General features: G+C 57.7%; 18 protein-coding genes. 6 read left to right on the top strand and 12 right to left on the bottom strand.

The window, feature by feature from the left end; translation table 11 throughout:
- Positions 1–140: 140 nt before the first annotated feature.
- The 6 genes from C265_RS31215 to C265_RS04250 are packed head-to-tail and all read left to right on the top strand — an operon-like array spanning position 141 to position 6,616.
- A complete protein-coding gene (locus tag C265_RS31215) occupies positions 141–1,190 on the top strand; it encodes a glycosyltransferase family 4 protein (protein ID WP_168163306.1) in 1,050 nt (349 codons plus the stop codon).
- Complete coding sequence (locus tag C265_RS04270; RefSeq protein WP_010813798.1) at positions 1,187–2,347, top strand: glycosyltransferase; 1,161 nt, start codon at positions 1,187–1,189, stop codon at positions 2,345–2,347. The genes C265_RS31215 and C265_RS04270 overlap by 4 nt, the downstream gene beginning before the upstream one ends.
- Positions 2,344–3,168, top strand: a complete 825-nt coding sequence (locus C265_RS31210; RefSeq protein WP_081645101.1) for a glycosyltransferase family 2 protein — start codon at positions 2,344–2,346, stop codon at positions 3,166–3,168. The genes C265_RS04270 and C265_RS31210 overlap by 4 nt, the downstream gene beginning before the upstream one ends.
- Positions 3,159–4,394: an oligosaccharide flippase family protein gene (locus C265_RS04260; protein ID WP_010813800.1), complete on the top strand. Its 1,236-nt coding sequence runs from the start codon at positions 3,159–3,161 to the stop codon at positions 4,392–4,394. Before C265_RS31210 ends, C265_RS04260 begins: the two co-directional genes overlap by 10 nt.
- A complete protein-coding gene (wzy, locus tag C265_RS04255) occupies positions 4,387–5,736 on the top strand; it encodes an O-antigen polysaccharide polymerase Wzy (protein ID WP_010813801.1) in 1,350 nt (449 codons plus the stop codon). Before C265_RS04260 ends, wzy begins: the two co-directional genes overlap by 8 nt.
- Positions 5,717–6,616, top strand: coding sequence for a glycosyltransferase (locus C265_RS04250; protein ID WP_010813802.1), 900 nt, complete (start codon positions 5,717–5,719; stop codon positions 6,614–6,616). The genes wzy and C265_RS04250 overlap by 20 nt, the downstream gene beginning before the upstream one ends.
- A 13-nt stretch (positions 6,617–6,629) precedes the next feature.
- Here C265_RS04250 and C265_RS31205 read toward each other — a convergent pair whose 3' ends face one another.
- The 12 genes from C265_RS31205 to C265_RS04180 all read right to left on the bottom strand — a co-directional run bounded on the left by C265_RS31205 (position 6,630) and on the right by C265_RS04180 (position 20,230).
- Positions 6,630–7,505: a glycosyltransferase family A protein gene (locus tag C265_RS31205; protein ID WP_081645100.1), complete on the bottom strand. Its 876-nt coding sequence runs from the start codon at positions 7,503–7,505 to the stop codon at positions 6,630–6,632.
- Positions 7,505–8,533 carry a glycosyltransferase family 2 protein gene (locus C265_RS04235; protein WP_010813805.1) on the bottom strand — a complete coding sequence of 343 codons (1,029 nt, stop codon included), beginning with the start codon at positions 8,531–8,533 and terminating at the stop codon, positions 7,505–7,507. Before C265_RS04235 ends, C265_RS31205 begins: the two co-directional genes overlap by 1 nt.
- A gap of 123 nt (positions 8,534–8,656) precedes the next feature.
- Positions 8,657–9,601 (bottom strand): glycosyltransferase family 2 protein, encoded by a 945-nt coding sequence (locus C265_RS31200; protein ID WP_168163305.1) that lies wholly within the window; start codon positions 9,599–9,601, stop codon positions 8,657–8,659.
- A gap of 2 nt (positions 9,602–9,603) precedes the next feature.
- On the bottom strand, positions 9,604–10,659 hold the full coding sequence (locus C265_RS30960; RefSeq protein ID WP_010813808.1) for a glycosyltransferase: 1,056 nt from the start codon (positions 10,657–10,659) through the stop codon (positions 9,604–9,606).
- A 130-nt stretch (positions 10,660–10,789) separates the two neighbouring features.
- Positions 10,790–11,656, bottom strand: a complete 867-nt coding sequence (locus tag C265_RS04215) for an alpha-1,2-fucosyltransferase (protein ID WP_010813809.1) — start codon at positions 11,654–11,656, stop codon at positions 10,790–10,792.
- Positions 11,653–13,398, bottom strand: a complete 1,746-nt coding sequence (locus tag C265_RS04210) for an FkbM family methyltransferase (RefSeq protein WP_010813810.1) — start codon at positions 13,396–13,398, stop codon at positions 11,653–11,655. The genes C265_RS04215 and C265_RS04210 overlap by 4 nt, the downstream gene beginning before the upstream one ends.
- Positions 13,395–14,678, bottom strand: a complete 1,284-nt coding sequence (locus tag C265_RS04205) for an ABC transporter ATP-binding protein (protein WP_081645098.1) — start codon at positions 14,676–14,678, stop codon at positions 13,395–13,397. The genes C265_RS04210 and C265_RS04205 overlap by 4 nt, the downstream gene beginning before the upstream one ends.
- A gap of 3 nt (positions 14,679–14,681) precedes the next feature.
- Positions 14,682–15,548 (bottom strand): ABC transporter permease, encoded by an 867-nt coding sequence (locus tag C265_RS04200; protein ID WP_010813812.1) that lies wholly within the window; start codon positions 15,546–15,548, stop codon positions 14,682–14,684.
- Positions 15,548–16,729 (bottom strand): DegT/DnrJ/EryC1/StrS aminotransferase family protein, encoded by a 1,182-nt coding sequence (locus tag C265_RS04195; RefSeq protein WP_037023558.1) that lies wholly within the window; start codon positions 16,727–16,729, stop codon positions 15,548–15,550. Before C265_RS04195 ends, C265_RS04200 begins: the two co-directional genes overlap by 1 nt.
- 3 nt (positions 16,730–16,732) lie before the next feature.
- Positions 16,733–17,662 (bottom strand): GDP-L-fucose synthase, encoded by a 930-nt coding sequence (locus C265_RS04190; protein WP_081645097.1) that lies wholly within the window; start codon positions 17,660–17,662, stop codon positions 16,733–16,735.
- A gap of 2 nt (positions 17,663–17,664) precedes the next feature.
- Positions 17,665–18,795, bottom strand: a complete 1,131-nt coding sequence (gene gmd, locus C265_RS04185) for a GDP-mannose 4,6-dehydratase (RefSeq protein ID WP_010813815.1) — start codon at positions 18,793–18,795, stop codon at positions 17,665–17,667.
- Positions 18,796–18,814: 19 nt separating this feature from the next.
- Positions 18,815–20,230 carry a mannose-1-phosphate guanylyltransferase/mannose-6-phosphate isomerase gene (locus C265_RS04180; protein WP_010813816.1) on the bottom strand — a complete coding sequence of 472 codons (1,416 nt, stop codon included), beginning with the start codon at positions 20,228–20,230 and terminating at the stop codon, positions 18,815–18,817.
- Between the last annotated feature and the right edge of the window lie 25 nt (positions 20,231–20,255).

Genomic DNA, 20,255 nt, shown 5'->3' with positions numbered 1-20,255 from the left:
CTTCCCGCCCGTGTCCACGTTCAGCATTGCAGATCGCAGGCGAACGTGCGGCGGCGAGCGGTCATTTGACTTCACATCGTGCCGCCCCGATAGTAGGGCCTGCCCTCCGCGTTGTGCAACCGCACAACCACAGTATTGTCATGCTCTTGCCTATTTTTCTCGTATCGCGTAATGGGGTAAAGAACACGGGCGGCGTCGAGCGCGTCGTACATCTTCTCCAGAGTGACCTCAAACGGCATGGCGCCGAAGTAACCCTGGTCGACGAAGCCATGGTTTTACCACAGTTTCTGTGTGGCAAGCGCCTTGCGCAGTTTGCCTTTCCAATCGCGGCATCGCTGTGGCTATGGGCCAGAAGATTATCTGGTGGCAAGTTCGTGACCATTTCCAACTCCTCGTACACACCGCTCTATCCTGCTGAAGCAGTAATCGTTCACGGTTCCGCGGCTGGTTATATCCGGGCCTTGACTAAGTCGGGCAACCGGTTTCTGGGGATGAGGCTTCTGGCCCGCCTCGAAGGCCTGACAATGCGCTGCGCGCAGCACGTGATCTGCGTCTCGGAAGCCGTCCTCGACCTGTGCATTGGCCACCATGGGATACCCGCAAGGAAATGCCGCGTGGTCCACAATGGCATTGACGCGAGCGTGTTTCATGCCGGGCAGAAATTCACGAACGGCCTCGTGCGGCTGGGCTTTGCGGGACGCCTGGAATATGGCAAGGGGTTGCCTTATCTGATCGAGATAGCGCGCTGGATCGGCACGCAACCCACCATGCGGCTGGTCATCGCAACGACGAGCGACGTGCCGACTACCCTGAAGAATCTCCCCGGCGTCACAATTGTCCCCGGCTTGGCGCCGGACCAGATGTCGACGTTCTACGACATGATCGACATCATGCTGTTGCCCTCCCTCTTCGAAGGGTTCGAGCTTGTCACACTCGAGGCACTGGCTTCGGGCGTCAGTGTACTAGGCACGCGGGTGGGCGCCTGCGATGTGTTCCTGCGGCAAGGCGTGCCCTGGGTCAGCGAACTGCCGACAGACACCAGTGATTTCGTCAGGCAAGCTGCGTCGATTTTTGAGCGTCTGCGACGCAATAGCGACCCCGCTCGCATGCACGCATTCATTGAAGAATCCTTCTCCACCGAGCGCTTCTGCAAGCAGATTCGCGCACAACTGCAATTACGAGATTCGTGAACGTTCTGCTGATATCACCCAATGGGCTTCAGGAGCTTTCCGGAGGCGGCCTCTATCTCCGCTCGCTGGCCCAGGCGCTTTGCGCCGCCCAAGGCGTCGACCAGCTGACAGTCATCTGCAAGGACATGGGCAATGGGGAAATATTCGAGTTCCCTGCCCACTGCAAACGCATTTACCTGAAGAAGAACACGCTCCGGGATGTGGCGGCACGCGTGCGACTGTGCCCCACCTACTTGATGACTTACCGCTCCCTGCTGATGCGCGAAGCGCGCGCCGCGGACGTCACGCTGTTCCACAATTCCCGCCTCGGAAGGCTCATGTCCGACATTCGCAAAAAAGTGCCCGGGAGGACATACGGGATACTGAGCGACAACGTGGAAGCCGAACTGAAGCGCCAGCACATTGGGGGAAATATGTTACGGCAAGTAAGTAATGCGTTGGACACGCGGCTTATTCGCCACGCGGAGGCCCCGTGCCGCTCCGCGGACTTCATGACCTTTATCACTGAGGCCGACCGCACGCTGTTCGACAGCCATTACGGCATGCCCGCGCGCACAGGCATATTGCCCATCTCGCTGTCTCGTGGCGAGCCCGACGCGCAACGCCTGGTGGATTCCGCCGCCCATCCCCAGATTCTGTTCACCGCCCATTTCGGCTTTGCACCAAATCAGACCGCCTTGCATCACTTCGCCGAAGTGGCAAATGCGTTCAAGGAAAGCGCCGATACGCCCGTGCAGTTCGTCGTTGCGGGCGCCCGTGCGGCGGAAATGGCCGCACCCTACCCCTGCCTGCAGGTCATCGACAATCCCGATCCCGACCGGATGTCCGCCGCCTTTGCCTCCGCCGCGGTCTACCTGGCGCCGGTCAGTTGGGGCAGCGGCATGAAGACCAAGGTCGCCGAGGCGTTGTCGTATGGCATCCCGGTGATCTGCATGCCAAACGCTGCGGTAGGCTATGAAGCCATGCTCTCCGACGAGCGATATCGCGAAGCCATTAGCGTCGTTGAAAATGTGCCACAGATGGCACGCACACTTCACAGAATTTTACAAACCCCCGATCAGGGCTCCCTCCGGAATGCTGCATCTGCAGCATTCGATGCCTTATACTCGCAGGCGTCGCAGACTCGGCGGCTGGAACTGCTACTCCTTGCAAAATGATCAAATCGAGCGCGAAAAGACTGGTTAGCATCATTACTCCCGTGCATAACGATGGGAAGTATATTGGCGCGACCGCCATTTCGATTCTGCAGCAGAGCCTCACCGACTTCGAATGGATTTTGGTCGATGATGGCTCGAATGGCGAAACGGCAGTCGTGCTCGCCCGTCTTGCCGCATCTGACGCGCGCATTCGAATCATTACAAATCCGGTGGCATACGGTCCCGCACGCGCGCGCAATATCGGTATCGCGGCCGCATCTGGAGAATATGTCGCATTTCTCGATGCTGATGACATCTGGGATGCAAATAAACTTGAACAGCAGGTCACGTTTATGCGCAACCATGACGTGGATTTCAGCTATCACGACTATATTCCGTTTGAGGACGGCAGTGGCCGCCCATTATCGAAGATTTGCGGGCCGAACCGGCTGACGCTGTTTTCCCATAACGCACGGCGCGGCGTGGGATGCCTGGCAGTAATGCTCAAGCGGAAGATCGCCGGCGACGGGGTGTTTCCGGCCATGCCGCCTGGCCTGGTCGCGGAGGATTTTGCGGCTTGGGCGATCCTCATCAAGGGTGGCCTGCGCGGCGAGCGCCTGCCGAAGACGCTGGCATGGTACCGCGTGCGCAAGCGGTCGTTCTCGTCGAACAAGTTCCGCTCGGCGCATTCAGTCTGGTTCATCATGCGCACGATGGAGGGCTTCGGCAAGGTCACGTCGGCGTTCTTCCTTGCGAGCTTCCTGTTCACAGCGATGACCTCACGGATGGTGGCCCGTGTTTCCAGCCCTTACCAGACACTGGCCGCGCCTCCATGGCATTGAACGCACTGATCTCTGGTCTGGGCGTTCTCCTGAAGTTGCTCTGCGGCCTGGCCGCGAACAAGATCCTGTCCACGCAGTTGGGACCGGCAGCCTTTGGGACATGGGGAAATGTCTTCAGCCTGGCCACGCTCTACACGACGTTCTCGAATGGCGGCATCTCGCAAGGGCTGATCGCGCGGTTGTCCTCACCGACACAGGACGATGCGGCGCGCGCACGGTGGCTGGCCGGCGGGTTGCTGTTTGTGCTTGGTGTGCCCGTGCTGATCGCCGCCTGGCATGCCGGATTCCGGCAACTCGGCGTGGTCAGCGGCGCCAAGGCGCTCGGCCCGCTCGCCGCACTGGCGCTCGGTCTGCTCGCTGCACTGGCGTTGCAGATCCAGGCCACCGTGCTGGCACAAGGGCGGTCGCGGCTGAATGCCATCGTAGTTGCGCTATCGGGTGTCACCGCACTGCTGAGCTACTGGCTGTTCGTCCTGCCTGGTTCGATCCCGAGCGCGGTCCGCGCACTGGTCATCAGCTTTGCCACAACGCTCGCGATCTGGCTGGTGGTGGCCGCCTCCACCCGAACGCACTGGCATGCCGGCATCACCGCCTTGCGCGACGGTTGGCCGGCAGCCCGATCGCTGGCACCCTATGTCGCTATCGCGCTCGCACCGGCCGTCGTCGGCACCGCGGCCGTGATCGCCGTCCGCGAAGTCGTGTCGACGCAGGTCAGCCCGGAAGCGGCCGGCCTCTGGCAAGGCATGTTTCGCATCTCCGACGCCGTCGTCGCCATGGCGCAAGCGGTGGTCAGCTTCGTGCTGCTGCCCGAAGTGTTCCGGAGCGATGCGCCGCGCCAAACGCTAAAAAAACGTCTGGCCGGCTATGCTCTTCTCGTTGTGCTCGGCTTCATCGTTGGCGTAGCAATCCTGTGGCGCGGCGCCGACCTCGTGGTCAAGGTGCTCTACTCCGAGCAGTACGCGGGCATCTCACCCCTGCTCTGGATCGAACTGCTCGGCGATGCCTTCAAGGCCCTGGCAATGCCGTTCGTCGCGTTTTTCATTTATCAAAGGAATCTTCGGTTTTCCTGGGCGCTCGAGTTGACGTTTTCGGTCTGCTTCGTACTGGCCACCTACATACTGACCGGTTTGGCTGGCCTGGCAGGGGCAGCGGTCGCGTACGCCTGTGCGAACCTCGCCCTGCTGATTGTTGCTTTTGTATTGTTTTTTGGAGCCCAGGATGCCTAATTTTTTCTTTCTGGCAACAGTGGCGCTGGTAATTGCCAACCTGATCAGCGGTGCCTACGGCGTACTCGCCTGGCAAGAACCCATTACTACGCTGACATTCTTTGTTTGCATATACCGGGTCAGCAAGGCGTCTTCCAGCCGGTTCAATCCGGCAATGCTGCTTTGCCTGACCACGACGCTCTTCCTGCTCAGCCGTTTCCTGATCACCTATTTCTTTGGCTGGTCCGACTACCGCTACGGCGACTGGTTCCGCATGGGGCCGATGAACGACCATACGGTGGCGCTGTCGCTGTGCGGCATCAGCCTGTTTTTATGCGGCATTGCATTGTCGGCAGGCAAGCTCGGCAACGTCCCGGTGCGCAATGACCAGTCTCTTGGCACCTTCGCATTACGCTCCGGCCTGGCACTGCTGCCCTTTGCGCTTTATCGCGTCTATATCAATATTGACACGTGGCGCAATGGCGACTATCTCGCGCTCTACAAGTACGGTGGTCCGAGCGGCATTCCCTATGCGCTCGGCGGCTGGCTGATTTTCTGTGTCTTTATGTACCTGGCGTCGCGTCCCAAGCAGCGTTCGGCATTCATGGCATATGGCTTCGGGCTGGTGCTTTGCGTACTGGACATGCTCAAGGGGGCGCGTGGTATTCCAATGGCGCAGATCATCGCGCTGACATGGCTGCTGGTCATGACCCAGGAACTCAAGGTTTCGTGGTGGAAAGCTGCTTGCGCCGCCATCGGCCTCGCCATCGTTGCCGATATTGTGGGGCGCGTTAGAGTGGGCATTCCTGTTGCAACAGCAATTTCGTCCGATCCGTTCGAAACACTCTTCGGATTCGCTTACGGGCAGGGTGTCAGCCTGATCTTCATCGAGTCCACGGCTACGCACCTTGTAAGGTTCACACCTGTCGACGGATTGCGCGCGACCTTCGCCACCTTCCTCGACGGCTATCATCGAATGCTAGGTGATCTCGCTGCCGGTCAGACGCTGGAATTCGTCAAGCACACAGCCAGCCTGGCGCATCGCATATCGTTCATCGTCGATCCGAAAATGTACCTCGAAGGCAAGGGCATGGGCGGTTCTGCAGTGGCGGAGTCCCTGCTGTATTCGCGGCTGTTCGGGCCGCTCGTCGCTGGCCTTTTCACCGGCATGTGTTTGCGCCTGCTCCACCGCGTAGCCAGGGCCTCGCCGCTCGGCCTGTTTGTCTTCGCCGCCACGCTGCCCTTTTTCCTCCTGCTGCCGCGTGAAAACCAGTTGCTCTTCGTGGTTCCGATGCTGAAGGCATCGCTGTTTGCTACGATCTTTTACGTCATCGCAAAATTCCATGTCAGACAGCCAGCCTAAGGTGACCGTCGTCGTTCCGACCTACAAGCGCGCTCACCTGCTTGCGGACACGATTCCGTCCTATCTGCAGCCAGAGGTCGCACAACTGGTACTAGTGGACGACTGCTCGCCCGACAATACGCCCGAGGTCGCGAAGGCGCTCATGCAGCGCTACCCGCAGGTCACCTATCTGCGCAACAGTGCAAACGGGAAACAGACCACTTCGAAGAACCGTGGCAAGGCACTGGCGCAGACGGAATTCATCTACTTCGGTGATGACGATTCCATACTGAATCCCGGCGCTTTGGGGATTCTGCTGCAAACAGCAAAGGACACCGCCAGCGATATCGTTGGCGCCTCCGCCCTATACCTGCGCGACGACAAGGACACGGAAGCCGCCGTCATCGAGCGCCGCAAGCTTGCGAGCAAGGCAGACGATGTGGTGAACCTGAGCAGGCTGCGATTCGATTTCGCGGCCAGAATGCCTCAAGCCGTGGAGGTGCCTGTATGCCACGCATCGTTCCTGATTCGGGCGGACGCGGCCAAGGCCATAGACTTCGACACGGGCTACGTCGGCAACTGCTATCGCGAAGAAACCGATTACCTAGTGCGTTGCCGTGCAAGCGGACTCAAGATTTCATATGAGCCCCGCGCATTGCAGATCAACCTGCCTCCGTCTCAGGCCACCGGTGGTGCCCGTGGACGTGGCAGGTTGTCGTATGAGAGTTATGCGCTTTACAACACCGCTCGGTTCTTGCTGAAGAATCAGCAAGCCTTGAAACAGGCGGACCGACGCTGCAATGTCGCGCTTATGCTGGGCTGGTACGTAAGGGGGCGGGTAAGCGCCGCCTTGGCGCGGGCAGCAAGCGGTCTTTCGCGAAAACTCTCCGGACGGTCGTAGCCAGTCACGACGCCTACGATCGCGAAGCGCTTGCCAAGAGCTTCTGGATACGTTCAACAACGCTGGCAGGCACTGGGTCCTCCACACGGCGGAAAGCCAGCCCCTTGTCCATGCCTGGCAGCGCAGCCAGTACGTCCACTGCTGCCTTTACGGCACTGGACAGTGCCGCCAGGACGGCATTGGTCCATTGCTGCCGGTCGATGAACATCCGCAGTTGTGCACGAAGAAGATGTCTTCGCGCGACCAACGTCGACGTCACACTGTAGTTTCCCTGTCGGTACGCCAGCAAGGTCTCGTCAAGGCATGCAAACCTGCTCGCCGTACAGCTACGCAACAGCAGTTCCTGGTCTTCCGCACGCCTGACTTCCGGAACGCGATACCGATGCTTGCGGAACCAGTCCGCCCGGCCCATCCATGTGGGATGCGGCAATGGGATACCGCGCCACGGACGCGCGCAGATCGCCTCATGAGTTTCGCGAAACGGCAGGAATCCGACAATGGACCCATCATTCCGGAATACCGCTGCCCGACACCCTACCAGATCGACTTCGGGGTGTTCCTCCAGAAACTGGTACTGACGCTTCAGTCGCTCCGGAAAGCTCAGGTCGTCTGCATCCATCCGAGCAAGGTAGCGACCGCGGGTCAGATCGACACCCTGATTGAGGCGTGCAGTCAAACCGAGCTGAAAGCCATCCGAGACAAGCCGGATACGTGCGTCGTGCAACCCCAGCACGAGTTGGGCAGTGCTATCCGTGGACCCATCGTCAAGCACTATGAGTTCGAAATCCCCGAAAGTCTGGGCCAGAATGGAACGTACCGCCGGAATAATCGTCCGTTCGCCATTACGCACAGGTAGCAGCACGGTGATCGATGGGATTTGCTCAGACATTACTTGTCGCCGCCATACTCGCCTGCGGGCGGCAGCTTGCGTTGTCGACCCAGTACAAAAAGAACTCCATTCTTGGTCCAGCGTATTGGCGCGCGAACGGGAGCCGGAACCTTCGGATAAATCGCAAAGAAGATGCGCGCGAGACCTTGCAATGTGAGGAGTCGCTTACGGCGATAGCTCGCGATAAGCTGGTCGAAATACACGGCAGGCTCGGGTTGCGCCACCCCGTACTTCAGGAATCCACGACGCGAGCGTATGTGGTACTTCTCGAACAGCCGGTACCATTGCTCCCAGATCTCGGGCTCTTCGGCTACTTTGTGCGCGATCTTTTCGAACAGGATCGAATACTCGTAAAGCTCGATTTGCCCGCTGTCCCGGCATACCTCCGTGACCTGATGCGCCGCGTTCGTCGGCGTGCAAATCAGCGGCCTGGTGCTAAAGGCGAATGGCGTACCGCTCTGGAGGATACGGATATAGAAATCCAGGTCCACCAACCATTTCATCCGTATATCGTATTCGAGCGAGAAAGCGCGACGATAGATCGTGGTACTCGGCGCACCGACGAAATTGCCTGCAAACAGCACCTCCGGCATTGCACGCAGCGCCTGCATTTGGCTCTCGGTGGCTCGATGAACACGCTGATGACCCGTTGCGACATCAATGATCAGCGTCGCACAGAACGCAAACCCAGCATCGGGATGGTCATCGAGTAGCTGCACGAAATCGCCCAGCGCATCCGCATCGGTAAAATTGTCGTCATGATGGAGGATCTTCAGGTAGTCGCCCGAAGCGAGACGCAACGCGGCGTTCCAGTTCTCCGGTGAACCCAGCTGCTTGGCATTTCGCACATATCGCAAGCGCCCGCCGAAATCGAATTCAGAAAGCAATGCTTCCACGGAATCATCGGGCGAATCGTCGGTAACGATCACTTCATAATCAGTAAAACGCTGATCCATTACCGACTGCAGCGTCTGGCGCAGAAAGGCCACCTGCTGATAGGCCGGAATACAGATGGAAACTTTAGGCATAGGCCCCTCTGATAATATCGGTCACACATGATCCACGCATCCATGACCATCTTGCCGGACCCACCGGGAACACACGAGCGCCTTGCCTAGCCCTTTCCTTGATAACGTTACGCATAGCGTCCATCAGACCGTTCTTTCCAACCTGCGGATAATGCCGAGCACGACCCGACGGTAAAGACGGTTCTTCGTTGCACGAGGCGCTTCCGCCGAGGGCGCGGCAAGCGGGGCCACTGCCGTCACAAAATAGTCACGCGCCCAATAGAAGCGACTGAGGAGTCCTTCCTTGGTGCCTTCGACAATTTCCTTTGAGCGGTCCCACATGCGTTTATTCTGCAAGTCCTGCTCGGTCTGCGTTTTGGGGCGCGTCAACGACAAATTACTATTGCGCGGCGCGGTGCTTACGTAGTAACTGCAGGTGAACGCCTCGATCACGGCCGGCTCATGATAGAAACCCAGCCGGATTAGGAAATCCCAGTCCTCGGAACGCGTCAACGCTTCATTGAAAGGCTCTTCTCGCAGTTCGTCATGCAGTCGCGTGCGGTCAATCAGAAAGCTATGGATCGGGATGAAGTTCTCTGTCCACAACGCCTTCAGGGAAAAGCTCTTGCGCACGAAGGGAGTGGTTTCCTGAATGACCTCGAACTGCTCATTCTCCTTCTTCAATACAGTTTGAGCATAGGCCCATGTGCGGCCAGTGTCTTGCAGGACCGTTACAAGGCGCTCCAAGTGATCCGGCTCCAATGCATCATCGTCGTCCAGGAAGCCGACGTAGCGACCCTTCGCCACAGCGATGCCAAGATTGAGATTTCTTGCGCGCTGGTCTTCATTTGTCGGATTGTGCGCCACACGGTATTCGATACTGGGCACCAAGGTGCCGAGGCCGCGGAGGTACTCGAGATATCCCTCGTCGGTGCCTTGGTACACCAATACGACCTCAAGCGGACGATAGCTCGAGCGCCCAACGCTTTCGAGCGCGCGCGCGATTTCGCGATGACGACCTCCAACGCTCCGCACCACTAGCGTTGCCATCTCCTGCCCTGCAAGTCGATTCTCTTGCGGAACTGGCATCTTCAATTCCCCCACATCAACAACCGCTTGATGGCATTGCGGCATCTCCGCTGCACTGCACTGGCCGAGCCTCGCATCGTCCTGGCCAGATCCGCCGACGGCGGAGGCAGATATGACTGCGCCTCCACCACTGCCGATCGGCGATACGATTGCAGACCTGTCTCTGTCAGCACCTTGCGGAATCGCTCTTTTAGAAGATCGTGCAACGCCCGCCCGTCCCAGAAACCCGACGCCGCGTTGGCGGCCTCAAGTTTGGCGAACCAATGCGCAATATCATTGAGATACTCAGGCGTCGCAGCGTACCGTTCGAGGATCAGACTTTCATGCAATTCAGAATCCCGCGTGTCGAGCTCAACACCTGCCTGAGCGAACATCCAGCCTCGCACCTTACGCGACGCCAAATACTGGTGATTGGATTCGCTCGTGCTGACCTGCTTCTTATGCAACCGGTAGTGCAGCAACAGGTCCGGCAGATTGGCGCTACGCACTTCCTGGGTGAAGCGGCTCCACAACCAATAGTCTTCCGCGTGCGGAAATTCGTTGGTGTAAACCAGCTTGCGCTCATCGTAAACAGAGCGGCGAAACATCAGTGCCGGATGTGCCAACGGGCAATAGAACATCAACGCGACACGAATATCGTCGTGCGATGGCGGAAACTGGAATGTATAAGGCGTCGCGATACTGTCGAAGAAGCGGATGGCACCGCCTACGACACCAACGTCGGCATGCTGCTGCAGAAACTCCACCTGCAGTCTGAAGCGGTCCGGCACACAGATGTCATCGGCATCCATGCGCGCGATATAGTCGCCTTTACAGAAACCCAAGGCCTTGTTGAGCGTGTTGACGAGACCAAGGTTCGTTTCATTCTCCACGATCCTGATGCGAGGATCCGCAAATGACCGCGCAATCTCAAGCGTATTGTCCGATGAACCGTCGTCAATGAGTATGACCTCTAAGTTCTCGTAGGTCTGGGCCAGCACGCTTTGCATAGCCTCGGCCAGATGCTGTTGCGCGTTGTACGCTGGCATTACGACGCTGATCAAAGGCTCGCCTTTCATTCAATTTCCGCCCTTTCAGTGAACACTGTCACATCCACCGGTGACGCGTCACTGTTTATTGATTGATCTCTAAAGACTAATTTCACTGCAACGATACATCTCATTGCCGATGCGTTCGATCGAGTCCGTTTCAGAGCTTTGTCCACGTCGGCGGCAGCAGATCTCTCGTATCGTACTTCTCATCGCGAAACCACTGCGCTGGCGCAATCACTACCTTCTTCTCTGACGCATTCAGCCACGCGCCCCACCAGCTGAAAGTGCTGTTGGCAATGATGTGGTGACGGCAGGCTGACATCAGCCGCAAATCCTCATAGTTCCGGGCGGAGTCGTTGTGGCGGACATACCGCGTCTCGTGTCCGAGATGAAGGTTCCCCGCAACCCAGTCCGGGTCGTCGGAGAAAACATAGAACGTCGGTTTCACACCGATGTTTTCCGCTACATACCTGGCAGCCCGCATGTAGTAGTCCAGGGAACATATTCCATGCACGGCATTGGCCGATGCATTGGTCACATAATCACCACGGCGGACGTGAATGGAAACTGCGCCCTCGTCGCCGCCGATACGTGCCAGCCATTCGGCATTTTCCGAAGTGGGCGGGGTGGCAATCTGAAAATCGCGGCGCAATTCCTGTGTCATTTCCGCGAAATAGCTCTCGCTTTGCCAGTACCCGTCAAGGTACGTACCGTCAGGCAGCTTCATGACCTCAGGATCCACAGCGAAACCGCGTTCGCGAAACACGCGCAATTCGGTACCCAGGCCAAAGCGTCGCAATGCCTTGGCCCACCGATTCTCAGCGCGCCCGCTGGGTATCTCGCGGTCTCCGGCCTGCACGGCCTTTAATGCAAAATGGTGCAGCCCGTAGTTGTGCAAGGGATAGTCGGCGAAGCCACTGCTGTCGATCTTCAACGGCACCCCAAGCCGCCGCGCCAGTGCCCGGCCCGCCGCGTACTGGAACATCTGGTTTCCAAGACCACCGATCACTCGCGTGACGATCATTCCTCCAACTCCTTGCTTACCCAGTTTTCCCAAATGAAAGGGAATTGATATGTCACGCGATGCGTTACAGCAAGCCGTTGCTGGATCGCCGCCATCCGTGCTTCCGCGTCAGGCACGAAATCGTGAAACTGAACCTGAAGTCGGCGGATTTTCCGTATAAGGCCCGTGTCGATCAGGTGATCGAGCAGGTCGTACTCGGCGCCCTCGATATTCACCTTCATCAAGTCAACTTGCGATACATCCTCGGCTGAAAACACCTGCTCGGGCGTGACGACGCCAATTTCCACTATGTCTTCGCCCTGCAACTGCATGGACGATGCATCACCGGCAATCGAGATCTGGAACGTGCCCGCACAGCCACCAAGGCCCACCGCATGGAGACGGATCGCGTCGTTCTGCTCGAAACGACGCGCGATCTGCTCCACATACGATGGTACCGGTTCGAAAATGTGAATGTGGCAGCGATACCGTGCGTAGATGTCGCTCGCCCATTGTCCTTCGAACCCACCGACATCGAACACGATCGATTGGGACGTCAATGGGTAATCGACGCGCAGAGTACGGTCGCCATCGGCCGCCACCCATTTCCGGTACGAAATCTCCTTCAATGAAGGCGGCGGCGGGGGAGGCGGTGGCGGTGGCGGCGGGGGAGGCGGCGGAGGTGGATCCATCGCATCGGCTGCATACTGCAGGCGGTAGCCCGCGGACCTGAGAACCCGTACCAATAGCTTGTTCACAGACTTTCCGTTCTTGATTTCTGGCAATTGCTGCGGCGATGACGAATCGCCACGTACCGCGGTGTTGGCGATTTCTGCTGCTTCCCTGGCCGCGCGTTCCACCATCTCGTTCATCGGGATCATGGTCTTCTGCACACGCTCGCTCTGGGACGTGGTGGCAATCAGGTGCTGCAGGACGATAGCGAGATTTGGAAAGAACTGCGTATTCCACAGATACTGCGTCCGTGCGCGTGCAATGGCCTCGAGGTGCGAAGGGTAATGCTTCGGGTCATCGAGACAACCGGCAATAGTCCGAGCTGCGCGTTGTGGTTCTTCCATCGCAATCCGCGTCCACGTATCGTCCGCGTGATAACGTCCGACATTCGTACAGCCTGCATAGAACGGATAGCACCATGCGAGCCACGCATCGGGGAGCTTTTCGGTCAGGAAATCTTCGCTTTCGTGGTTCTCCAACACCACCGCATATCGGTAGCGGGACAGCAGATCCCACTTCGAGTCGAAACTACGAATGCCGCGCCCATATACATGCAGGCGGTCTCCCAATGCCCCGGACAACGCCTGAACGAAATCCAGCCGCTTCCGATGGCCTTCGCTGAACGCCTTGTCCGACGAGATAACGCAGATCTCTTCCTGCTTTGCCACCGGCGCCATTGCAAGCAACTCGTCCATGGATCGTTCGACGAACCAGGGATGTGCCTGTTGCATCCGGAAGATGCGGGGATGATCAATGTCATGGCGCCCGCTGACGACAGTGTGGAACTGCGACAGAAAACCGGCGTCATAGTGGCCAAGGGAGTCCGGTTCGCCCGTCACGAATATGGTTCGTTCGTGCGGGCAGTTGACTTGCTCCCGCGCGGCGAGCGATTCGAATACCACCCAGGCATCGCAGTTCGAGATATTACTGTCGATGTGGAATCGGAAGGGCCCCCAAGTCGGCACGTGGCCTGGGAACTGACGCATCCATGGCCAGGCAGGTGCGCACGTTGACAGTTTGACGTCGATCATGCGAGAGACAAGGATTCCAAGCGCCAACCCGGATTGAGATGCACATAACCGAACGGCTGTTCGGCGGCATGCTGCACGTTATACCCCGGCGAACGGCGAACAGTGATTGGAAAGGAGAGCATGCTGTCAAAATAGTCGCAAACGCCAAACTGGCTGGAGTGGATTTCCACGACATAGCTGCCCGCCACCAGGAAATCGGCGGGCAATCGCGCATGCAGGACATAATCGCCGGGCAGGACGGTTTCCATGTCCGGATTCCAGTCTGCCGCGAGCGAGCGCGCAATCATTTCGCCAAGCACCGTCTTGAGATAGAACCCCATCCGAAACGCCTGAAGAGGCCGATGCACACGGAACTCGATCTGCACATCAATTGGCTTGCTGCCATCACACGCAGTGACCGGCACTTCGTCCTGAAGGATCAGGACATTCAGGCAATCGACATCCTCTGTGTGGAACGGCAGGTTCGCGCATTCGGTATTCACAGATCGCCGCATGTAGGACAGCACCGCTTCATCAACGGACACCTTCCCGTTGTTCACGCGGCCTCCCTCAAGGATCAGCGCGGTGTCGCACATCTCTTTGACCGCCCCCATGCTGTGGCTGACGAACAGCACGGTACGCCCTTCTGCCGCTAACTGGCGCATCTTGGCTTGACACTTCTTCTGGAATGCAGCGTCGCCAACGGCCAGTACTTCGTCCAGGACGATGATGTCCGGTTCCAGAAATGCCGATACTGCAAAAGCGAGGCGCACGTACATGCCGCTGGAATAGCGCTTGACGGGTGTGTCGAGGAATCGCTCGATCTCTGCGAAGTTGATAATCTCATCGAACTTGCGACGCACTTCGGCCTGGCTCATGCCCAGAAGCGCGCCATTGAGAAAGACGTTCTCACGCCCGGTCAACTCTGGATGGAAACCCGTACCAACTTCGAGCAGGCTGCTCAACCGCCCGCGAATCCGCACACTGCCGGACGTCGGGCTGACCACACGCGAAAGAATCTTCAACAGCGTGGATTTGCCGGCACCGTTCCTACCGATGATGGCAACGCGTTCGCCCTCTTCCACCTCGAAGTTAATGTCGCGCAATGCCCAGAAGACTTCTTCTGTCTCGACTTCAACGCCGGCCGCAGCGTTACGCTTCCGGCCACCACGCAGCATGGCACCCAGACCGGAACCGATCGCATCGCGCAACGATTTCTGCGTCGACGCCTGGGCCTGCGCGGTGCGATGCTTGAGCAAATAGCTCTTCGAAAGATTTTCTACAACTATTGCTTTGCTCATGATTTACATCAGATCGGCGAAGCCGCTTTCAGTACGCCGGAAGAACCGGATGCCCGGGATGAGAAGCACGATCGTGATGCCGACGGAAATTGCGAGGGCTTCCCAGTGCAAAGGATTCTGTCCGCCTAGCAGACACCAGCGGAAACCGTCGATGATGCCTACCATCGGATTTAGCGAATAAAGCAGCCGCCACTTCTCTGGAACGATCGAGCTTGCAAAGCCGACAGGCGACAGATAGGCACCCAACTGAATGGCAACCGGAACCAGAAAGCGAAAATCCCGGTACGAGACGTTGAGCGACGCCACCCAGAGGCTGCATGCAAGTACGAACGAGCACAGCAAGATGACGAAGAGCGGCAAAAAAATGATCTGCCAGCTCGGAATATGAAGGTAGACCAGCGACAGGCCGAGATACACGACGCCAGCGATGACGAAATCGACGACTCCAACGAACAGTGCACTGAGCGGAACGATCAGCCGTGGGAAATACACCTTCGAGATGATGTGGCCATTGCCCACAACACTGTTGCCTGCATCAGAGAAGGTCGCGGAGAAGAACTGCCATGGCAGCATTCCCGCAAACACCAGCAACGCATACGGTGCGTCGTTCGACGGCAACTTGGCAAGCTTGCCGAAGACAAGTGTGAAGACGAGCATGGTCGTGAGCGGGCGGAGGACGGCCCAGCTCATTCCCATGGCGGTCTGCTTGTATCGCACCAGCACGTCCCGCCACACGAGCAACATCAGCAGCTCACGAAAGCGCCACAGGTCGCGCCAGTAGTGACTTGAATCAGGTTGCGGCGTAATCAGGGTCTCTGGCTTCGGCTCCGCAGACACCTTACGCTCGGCGACGTTCAGGGCTTTCTGCATCACACTATTGCGCCCGGCAGTTCGGCCAGGGCTTGCTCGAGAAGTTTGAATTCGTCGTCCAGCGGATAGTGGTGATTCCCGATGAAGCAACCCGAGACATCGATCTCTTCCGCGTTGGTTAGGCTACCGTGAATGGAATAGTCATACCACTTCAGCACTTCGTTCTTAGCGAAATTGCCGGCAACGATAGGACGCACATCGATCTGGTGCTTCGCAAACGCCGCGATCAGGTCGGCGCGTGTGAACGGCGCATCGGGTTCGACAATGAGGCTGAAGCCGAACCAGCTGCTGTTGCCAATCTCGCGCTGAGTGCGCAAGTGCTGCACGCGCGACATCAGCGCCTGAAACTTCGATGCATTTCGGCGACGCTGTTCCACCATGCCAGGCAGCTTGCGCATCTGAGGAATGCCGATGGCACCGCTCAGTTCCAGCGGACGCACGTTGTACCCAGGCAGCACGAACCGGAACGATTCCTCGAACGGATTATCACTCTTGGTTCCGCAAACGTGATTGTACTTGGGCAGGTTGCGCGTCCAGCCATGGGCGCGCAGTGCCAAGAGGATGTGATACAGCTCTTCGTCGTCGGTCACGACCACGCCACCTTCCATGGTCGAGATATGGTGACTGAAGAACGATGAGTAAGTACCCATCAGTCCGAACGTCCCGGTTTGGCGCCCTTCGAACGTTGCACCCAGCGACTCACAATTGTCTTCAATGACATCAATATTGCGATCGCCGACGATCTGACGGATGCGAGCGAAGTCGTTCGGATTACCCAGCAGGTTGACGACCATGATCGCTCGCGTTTGCGGGGTGATCGCGCCGGCTAGCGCATCGAGGTCATAGTTAAGCGTCTCGCGGTCAATATCGACGAAGCGGACTCGCAATCCATACTGCTGCAGCGGATGGTACGTCGTACTCCACGACACTGCCGGCACAATGACCTCATCGCCAGCCTGCAGCGGATTACTTTTCCGGAATAGCAGCGCGCCGACCATCACGAGGTTGGCGGAGGATCCGGAGTTCACCATTACGCTATAGCGGCTGCCGACGCTTTCGGCAAACACCCGCTCAAACTCAGCAACATGCTTACCCATCGTAAACATGCCCGACTCGATGACGCGTTGCATTGCATCGAGCTCTTCCTGGTCCCACGTAGTACTAGCAAGCGAGTACGGCATCCATTACCCCAAGTGATTCAAATAATAGTCATATGTAGCGCGCAGCCCTTCAACCAGCGACGTCTGGGCAGCCCAGCCCAGCTGGCTGGCACGACTGGTGTCAACCAGCTTCCGGCTCATGCCAACCGGCTTCGACAAGTCATGCTCGAAGCGTCCCATATAGCCAACCACTTCTGCTGCGGCCTGGTAGTACTCATTGACTTCGTAGTCCCGACCCAGTCCGATATTCAGCACTCCTGGAAGGCTGTCGAAGCGGTCGATAAAGGTGAAGATGGCGTCCGCCAGATCGCCCGCGTACAGAAACTCTCGCCGAGCGGTCCCATCGCCCCAGACGTCCACTGCGTCGCGGCCCGAAGACTTCGCCTCGTGCAGTTTGTGAATGATGGCTGGCACCAGATGCGAATGCTGCGGATCAAACTTGTCGTACTTGCCGTACAAATTGCATGGAATCAGCGTCTTGTACTGGCACTCCCGACTTTCCCGGCTGATGTAATCGCACAAGCGCGCCACTGCACATTTCGCCAGTGCATACCCTTCGTTGGTCGGCTCGAGCTGTCCTGTCAGAACTTCCTCTTCGCGCAGTGCATTGGGACTGTTCCGTGGATACATGCAAGAGCTGCCAAGATTAAGCACACGTGCAACCCCGGCATCGCGAGCGGCCATGAGCAGGTTCTTGCCCATGTCCCAGTTCTCCACGAGAAACGCTACCGGCTCACGAATATTTGCCTGGATTCCGCCAACCCGGCCGGCCGCGTGCACAATACACGCCGGTCGAAGGTCACGCAGGACGCCGCGTACCGCATCGAAATTCCGCAGATCCAATTCCCGACTGGACGGCGCCACGATATCGACATTACGGAGCTTGGCCAAATCGAGCAGGTTTCGCCCGACCATGCCAGTTCCACCTGTGACAAGAATGGGACCCTGAGGCACGATTACTTCTCCCCAAGGTCCGGCCGGAAGACCTTCAACCCGCGACCGAGTACGGCCTTCTCACGCGCGGCAAGCGCCGCATCGGCCTGAGCCATTTCCGCTACAAGCTCGGCAAATGACGTCTCCGGCGTCCAGCCAAGCTTTTCGCGCGCCTTGGTCGCATCGCCAAGCAGCGTTTCCACTTCAGCAGGACGGAAATATCGTGGATCCACCCGTACGATCGTGGATCCCGGAGCCACGTGACTGGCGTATTCTTCGTTTTCGACCTTGTCCACGATAGCCACCTCATCGACACCTTCGCCTTGCCATCGCAGGGTGATACCAAGCTCACGCGCCGAAAGATCAACAAACTCCCGGACACTGTGCTGTTCGCCTGTGGCAATAACGAAATCCTCGGGCCGCTCCTGCTGCAGCATGAGCCATTGCATCGTCACGTAATCGCGTGCATGACCCCAGTCGCGCAGAGCGTTCATGTTGCCGAGGTACAAGCAATCCTGCATGCCGAGCGCAATGCGCGCAAGACCGCGGGTGATCTTGCGAGTAACGAACGTCTCCCCGCGGATCGGACTCTCATGATTGAAGAGAATCCCGTTGCAAGCATAGAGCCCATACGATTCACGGTAGTTAACCGTGATCCAGTATGCATAGAGCTTTGCTACGGCATAAGGACTGCGCGGATAGAAAGGCGTCGTTTCTTTTTGTGGCACTTCTTGCACCAATCCGTACAGTTCGGATGTCGATGCCTGATAGAAGCGCGCGGTCTTTTCAAGACCGAGAATCCGAATCGCCTCCAGCAAGCGCAGAGCGCCGATGCCGTCGGAATTTGCGGTGTACTCGGGCTCTTCAAACGACACCTGAACATGGCTTTGGGCTGCCAGATTGTAGATCTCCGTCGGTTGAACCTTGGCGATGATCCGCAGCAAGCTGCTCGAGTCCGTCAGGTCCCCATGGTGCAGTTCCAAGTTAGGGCCGCCCGAATGCGGATCATGGAAGAGGTGATCGATGCGATCGGTGTTAAAGAGAGAAGTTCTGCGTTTGATTCCATGGACCTGGTAGCCCTTGGCAAGCAGAAATTCGGCCAAATAGGCACCATCCTGTCCAGTGATGCCCGTAATGAGTGCGACTTTGCTCATAGATGCCACGTGTCCTTTCTTAAACCCGGCCGTAAGTGTCTTCAAAGCGGACGATATCGTCTTCCGCGAGATAGTCCCCGCACTGCACCTCGATCATGACCAAAGGCAGCTTTCCGGGGTTTTCCAGCCGGTGACGATTTCCGGCCGGGATATATGTCGATTCATTGGTGTTCACCAGCGTTTCGGTTTCGCCGTTGATCACCTTAGCCATGCCGTTGACCACGATCCAGTGTTCGCTGCGGTGGTAATGCATCTGCAGCGACAACGATGCGCCCGGCTTGACCTCGATGCGTTTGATCTTGAATCGTTCGCCGCCGCCTAGGACGGTATATGTGCCCCAAGGCCTATGCACCATTCGGTGGATCTTGCTGGATTCGTGCCCGCGCTCGCTCAGTTGGCGAACAATCTCCTTGACCTCCTGGGTTCGCTCCTTGTGAGCGACGAGAAGCGCATCGGCCGTATCGATCACGACGAGATCGCTGACACCTACCATACCAACCATGCGATCCTCACCGCGTACGTAGCAATTCTTGCTATCGTGCAGCAGTGCCTCACCCTCAATACAGTTGCCACTGCCATCGGCCCCAGCAAGCGCACCGATAGCATTCCAGGAGCCCACATCACTCCAACCGATATCACAAGGCACAACGGCAAGCTGATTGGACTTCTCCATCAGCGCGTAGTCGATCGAGATACTCGGCACGCCTTCGAACCGACTTGCCTCGAGATCGGTCTGGGAAAAACCATCGGCCGTCACAACTCGTGACTCGTCGAAGCACTCCTTCACAGCGTTGAGAATATCGCCAGCATGCTCTTCGAACTGTGATAGAACAGTGCCTGCCTTAAAACAGAAAATTCCCGAGTTCCAAAGGTAGTTGCCCGCCGCAAGATATTCGGTAGCCTTTTGTGCCGACGGCTTCTCGACAAACCGATTGACTTGCGTGCCGCTCGCCTCAATGTATCCGTACCCCGTTTCGGGCGCATCCGGACGAATCCCCAGCGTAACGAGATAGCCCTTCTCAGCCAAATCCCTTGCCTTGCCCACAGCGTCCGCGAAGGCCGCATGATCGGATATCAGGTGATCCGCAGCCAGAATCAGCAAGGTCGCGTCGTTACCGTAAGTCTTCGATACATGCAGCGCAGCAGCTACAACAGCCGCCGATGTATTACGCCCGAACGGTTCGAGAATGAAAGATGTGGCCATCCGGGAGTGGTTAATCTCACGATACTCATCTTCCGTCTTGAAGAACAACTCCCTGTTTGTGACCGTAAGGATTTCGGCAACATCGGGCAGTGCAGCCGCACGCAGAAACGCCTTCTGCAGCAGACTCTGTGAATCCGGCAGACGGATGAACGGCTTGGGATGGAACTCCCGAGACACTGGCCATAGCCTTGTCCCAGCCCCACCCGAAAGAATAACGGGAATAAACGTCATTGAAATCACCAAGTCCGTATATAAA

Source organism: Cupriavidus sp. GA3-3, from assembly GCF_000389805.1.
Taxonomy (GTDB): Bacteria; Pseudomonadota; Gammaproteobacteria; order Burkholderiales; family Burkholderiaceae; genus Cupriavidus; species Cupriavidus necator_D.
The sequence above is the reverse complement of the archived record's forward strand: the minus strand, read 5'-3'. Positions and strand labels throughout refer to the sequence as shown.

What these genes read in the sequence shown, in the direction of transcription:
- C265_RS04205 (WP_081645098.1), bottom strand. Translation starts at nt 14,678, where the DNA reads ATGAGCAAAGCAATAGTTGTAGAAAATCTTTCGAAGAGCTATTTGCTC.
- C265_RS04200 (WP_010813812.1), bottom strand. Translation starts at nt 15,548, where the DNA reads ATGCAGAAAGCCCTGAACGTCGCCGAGCGTAAGGTGTCTGCGGAGCCG.
- C265_RS31205 (WP_081645100.1), bottom strand. Translation starts at nt 7,505, where the DNA reads ATGTCTGAGCAAATCCCATCGATCACCGTGCTGCTACCTGTGCGTAAT.
- C265_RS31215 (WP_168163306.1), top strand. Translation starts at nt 141, where the DNA reads ATGCTCTTGCCTATTTTTCTCGTATCGCGTAATGGGGTAAAGAACACG.
- C265_RS30960 (WP_010813808.1), bottom strand. Translation starts at nt 10,659, where the DNA reads ATGAAAGGCGAGCCTTTGATCAGCGTCGTAATGCCAGCGTACAACGCG.
- C265_RS04195 (WP_037023558.1), bottom strand. Translation starts at nt 16,729, where the DNA reads ATGCCGTACTCGCTTGCTAGTACTACGTGGGACCAGGAAGAGCTCGAT.
- C265_RS04235 (WP_010813805.1), bottom strand. Translation starts at nt 8,533, where the DNA reads ATGCCTAAAGTTTCCATCTGTATTCCGGCCTATCAGCAGGTGGCCTTT.
- C265_RS04210 (WP_010813810.1), bottom strand. Translation starts at nt 13,398, where the DNA reads ATGATCGACGTCAAACTGTCAACGTGCGCACCTGCCTGGCCATGGATG.
- C265_RS04180 (WP_010813816.1), bottom strand. Translation starts at nt 20,230, where the DNA reads ATGACGTTTATTCCCGTTATTCTTTCGGGTGGGGCTGGGACAAGGCTA.
- C265_RS04215 (WP_010813809.1), bottom strand. Translation starts at nt 11,656, where the DNA reads ATGATCGTCACGCGAGTGATCGGTGGTCTTGGAAACCAGATGTTCCAG.
- C265_RS31210 (WP_081645101.1), top strand. Translation starts at nt 2,344, where the DNA reads ATGATCAAATCGAGCGCGAAAAGACTGGTTAGCATCATTACTCCCGTG.
- C265_RS04260 (WP_010813800.1), top strand. Translation starts at nt 3,159, where the DNA reads ATGGCATTGAACGCACTGATCTCTGGTCTGGGCGTTCTCCTGAAGTTG.
- C265_RS31200 (WP_168163305.1), bottom strand. Translation starts at nt 9,601, where the DNA reads ATGCCAGTTCCGCAAGAGAATCGACTTGCAGGGCAGGAGATGGCAACG.
- wzy (WP_010813801.1), top strand. Translation starts at nt 4,387, where the DNA reads ATGCCTAATTTTTTCTTTCTGGCAACAGTGGCGCTGGTAATTGCCAAC.
- C265_RS04250 (WP_010813802.1), top strand. Translation starts at nt 5,717, where the DNA reads ATGTCAGACAGCCAGCCTAAGGTGACCGTCGTCGTTCCGACCTACAAG.
- gmd (WP_010813815.1), bottom strand. Translation starts at nt 18,795, where the DNA reads ATGAGCAAAGTCGCACTCATTACGGGCATCACTGGACAGGATGGTGCC.